Origin of the sequence: Psychrobacter sp. AOP3-A1-26, assembly GCF_052378235.1 — a bacterium.
Classification (GTDB): Bacteria; Pseudomonadota; Gammaproteobacteria; order Pseudomonadales; family Moraxellaceae; genus Psychrobacter.
In genome coordinates this window covers 1-3394 of sequence record NZ_JBQSXN010000142.1, presented here as the reverse complement: position 1 = coordinate 3394, position 3394 = coordinate 1, and the positions used below count along the sequence as shown (strand labels likewise).

The window sequence follows — 3394 nt, the reverse complement described above, 5'->3', positions numbered from 1 at the left end:
ACTTTAATTAAATACGAACAATAAATAAGGATAATTATGAATATTTTAATGGTACTTACTTCACATGATAAATTGGGCGATACGGGTAAAAAAACTGGCTTTTGGCTAGAAGAATTTGCGGCACCTTACTATGCATTTCTTGATGCAGGCGCCAATGTGACCCTCGCCTCGCCTGCTGGCGGTCAGCCACCACTTGATCCTAGTAGTGATACTGAAGACACACAGACAAAAGACACCAAGCGTTTTAAAGAGGATAAAGATGCTCAAGAGCACCTCGCTCATACCAAAAAACTCGCTGACATGAAAGCAGAAGACTTTGACTCCGTGTTTTATCCTGGCGGCCATGGTCCATTATGGGATTTGGCTGTCGATAAAAACTCTATCAATTTGATTGAGACTTTCGTTAAGCAAGACAAGCCAGTGGCTTTTGTTTGTCATTCGCCAGCGGCACTAAAAAATGTCAAAGTTGACGGTGAGTACTTAGTGAAAGGTAAAACAGTGACAGGCTTCACTAATACCGAAGAAGAGGGCGTTCAGCTGACTGATGTCGTGCCTTTCTTATTAGAAGACGTATTAAAAGCCAATGGCGGCAACTATAAAAAAGGCGATGACTGGGAATCCTTTGTGGTGGAAGACGGTCTGCTGATTACCGGTCAAAACCCTGCTTCCTCAGAAGAAGCTGCTAAGCGCTTAATCACCAAGCTTAAAGGCTAATACTGCTTAAAGATGCCTATAATAAATTAGACTTCTATCATAAACTATGCAACAAGGTCTCTATCATGATTCGCTTACATCACCTCAATCAATCACGCTCATTACGTATTTTATGGCTGCTAGAAGAGCTAGGCGTACCCTATGAGATTGTTAGCCATCAGCGCGATGCCAAAACGCATTTAGCACCAGACAGTTTAAAAGCCGTACATCCACTCGGTAAGTCTCCAGTTATCGAGATGGATGGCAAGATTTATGCTGAGTCGGGCGCTATCACTGAGCTATTGATTGAGCGGTTTGCGCCAGAGCGTTTACGTCCTGCGACAGATAGCCTAGATTACGGTTACTACCTGCAATGGATTAACTTTGCTGAGAGCTCCTTGATGTTACCTTTATTGCTGGAGTTATTCACCAAAAAAGCAGGTATTGTCGATAATGAGTTTTTAGAGGGCTATATCAGTCAAGAAAAACACAAACTGCTGAGCTACTTAGATGACGAGGTTGCCAACAAATCGTTTATCGTTGGCTATAAGCTTAGCGGTGCTGATTTTATGCTGTCTTTTGATTTAATTATGTTGGCCAAGCGCAATGAGTTAGAAAATTATCCGCATATTAAGCAATACGCTTTGCAACTGACCAGCCTCGATAGTTATCAGCGCGCCATGCGCTTAGAGATGAACTACGATCAATCAATCTAGAATCATGGTTTGATTGGCTACTTAATGGTTTGATTTATAACAAACAGCTCTTATAGAGCTGTTTTTTTGTATCTAACGAACAGTACTCAAGAAAAATTGGTAGCGGTAATGAAACATTATGATTGGTTAAACTTAAATAAATTAGGGGTACATAAGCAATGCTCAGTAGAAATTATGATAAAATGTCTTAAGCAATTTTTAGTCTGTTTTTGCCTTTATCAGCGTATTAAATAACGCTAATCTGGAAGCTGTCCTATGCCACTTTATTTTACTACGCAGATTATCGTCTATCCATGAGTACTGAATACCAGTTCAAACCCCATGAACAACCATTTATGCTGGGTTCCCCTGCCACCCCTGACCATCCCGTGCGCCGAAAGGTGTTCTACTTGCTGATTGGGATTTTTATCGGCTTGACGGCCAGTTTTCAAAATGGTCTATTGGTCGCCAATCTGACCCAAATTCAAGGTGAAATGGGGTTAACGCCTGTTGAAGGTGGCTGGATATCGGTCGCCTATAATATGACCAATGCTTGCGTCACTGTGCTGTTGTATAAAATTCGCCAACAGTTTGGTATGTCGCTATTTAGCAAGATTACCTTATTCTTTTTATTAGCAGCCACCAGCATGCAGTGGTTAGTCAGTAGCAACCTACTCAGTACGGCGACTGGCATCAGTGTCGAGCCTTTTTACTTAGAGCTGATTGCCCGCGGTTTTAGTGGTGTGGTCGCTAGTGCAATGACGGTGTTGTCTATTTTTTATTGTCTACAAGGCATGCCGACAGCGAAGCGTATCAGCGGACTGATTTTAGGCTTTGGTTTGGTGCAGTTTGGTATTCCACTGTCACGTATTATCTCACCATATCTTGCTATTGACGGTCAGCTTGAGAATCTGTTTTTATTTCAAGTTGGACTATCCCTAATTTGCTTTGGGCTTATTAATATCCTTGAGTTGCCACCAGGCAATACCCAAAAAGTCTTTGAGAAACTCGATATTATTAGCTTTGCTTTTTTTGCTAGCGGGCTCGCATCCCTATCTGTATTTTTAGTACAGGGTAGGATTCAGTGGTGGACAACGCCTTGGCTTAGCTATCCACTGATTATTGCTGCCGTGACTATTACGATTGCTTTATGGATTGAAACCCATCGTCAAAACCCCATGCTACAAGTACGCTGGATGCGCAGTCGTACTATTATCGCCTTTATGATAACAGGCGCTGTCATGCGTATTTTATTATCTGAACAAAGCGTTGGTGCGGCAGGGCTATTGGCCAATCTTGGCTATGGCAATGATCAAATGATTGTTTTTTATGCCGTGGTATTAATCGCCAGTGTGCTGGCATTAGTGATTAGTATTTTTAGTACCAATGCAATGGATCTACGTCGACCGGTAATTTTTGCGGTTGCGCTGATTGCCGTTGGCGCGTGGATAGATACTGGTGTATCGCTAAACTCTGCTCCACATATGTTTTATCTCAGTCAGTTTATGATTGCCTTTGCTGCTGTTTATTTTATGGGACCGATGGTATTTGAAGGCATGTTTCGTGCCATTGCCAATGGCCCTGCTTATATTATTAGCTTTTCGGTGATCTTTAGTATTTCACAAACCGTTGGCGGTTTGGCAGGCGCTGCAGGCATTCAAGCGTTTACCACCATTCGTACGCAGATGCATTATGCCGATATGGTCAGCTCAATGAGCGGCGATAATCGTGCTGCAATGACACAAGTACTGCAAGGTGTACAGCAGCAAGCGACGGTCGCAGCTTATGATGATTTGTTCTTTTTAATGGCAGTGAGCGCTACCATTACTGCCTTGTATTTATTAACTATCTACCTATATTATCGTTATCATAAGCGTAACCCGCTCGCTAAAGAGCTTGCCGCTTTGGCGAAGATGAGAGAACAAAAATAGCCAATGCTACAATTTTTATTACTCACCCTCTATTCCAATCCTATGCTTATTTTTTTAAAGTTATCTATTATGTTT

Annotated in this window: 3 protein-coding genes; all 3 read left to right on the top strand. The window is 42.0% G+C overall.

Features of this window, described 5'->3' with window-relative positions; all coding sequences use genetic code 11:
- Window positions 1–36: 36 nt before the first annotated feature.
- The 3 genes from ACT3TU_RS13760 (at window position 37) to ACT3TU_RS13750 (ending at window position 3319) form a co-directional block, all read left to right on the top strand.
- A complete protein-coding gene (locus ACT3TU_RS13760; RefSeq protein ID WP_192529583.1) occupies window positions 37–714 on the top strand; it encodes a type 1 glutamine amidotransferase domain-containing protein in 678 nt (225 codons plus the stop codon).
- A 65-nt stretch (window positions 715–779) separates the two neighbouring features.
- The gene (locus ACT3TU_RS13755) at window positions 780–1409 is read left to right on the top strand and encodes a glutathione S-transferase family protein (RefSeq protein WP_192529582.1); all 630 of its coding nucleotides are present in this window, start codon (window positions 780–782) and stop codon (window positions 1407–1409) included.
- A 293-nt stretch (window positions 1410–1702) separates the two neighbouring features.
- Window positions 1703–3319 carry an MFS transporter gene (locus ACT3TU_RS13750; protein ID WP_444784496.1) on the top strand — a complete coding sequence of 539 codons (1617 nt, stop codon included), beginning with the start codon at window positions 1703–1705 and terminating at the stop codon, window positions 3317–3319.
- Window positions 3320–3394 lie beyond the last annotated feature (75 nt).

What these genes read in the sequence shown, in the direction of transcription:
- ACT3TU_RS13760 (WP_192529583.1), top strand. Translation starts at nt 37, where the DNA reads ATGAATATTTTAATGGTACTTACTTCACATGATAAATTGGGCGATACG.
- ACT3TU_RS13755 (WP_192529582.1), top strand. Translation starts at nt 780, where the DNA reads ATGATTCGCTTACATCACCTCAATCAATCACGCTCATTACGTATTTTA.
- ACT3TU_RS13750 (WP_444784496.1), top strand. Translation starts at nt 1,703, where the DNA reads ATGAGTACTGAATACCAGTTCAAACCCCATGAACAACCATTTATGCTG.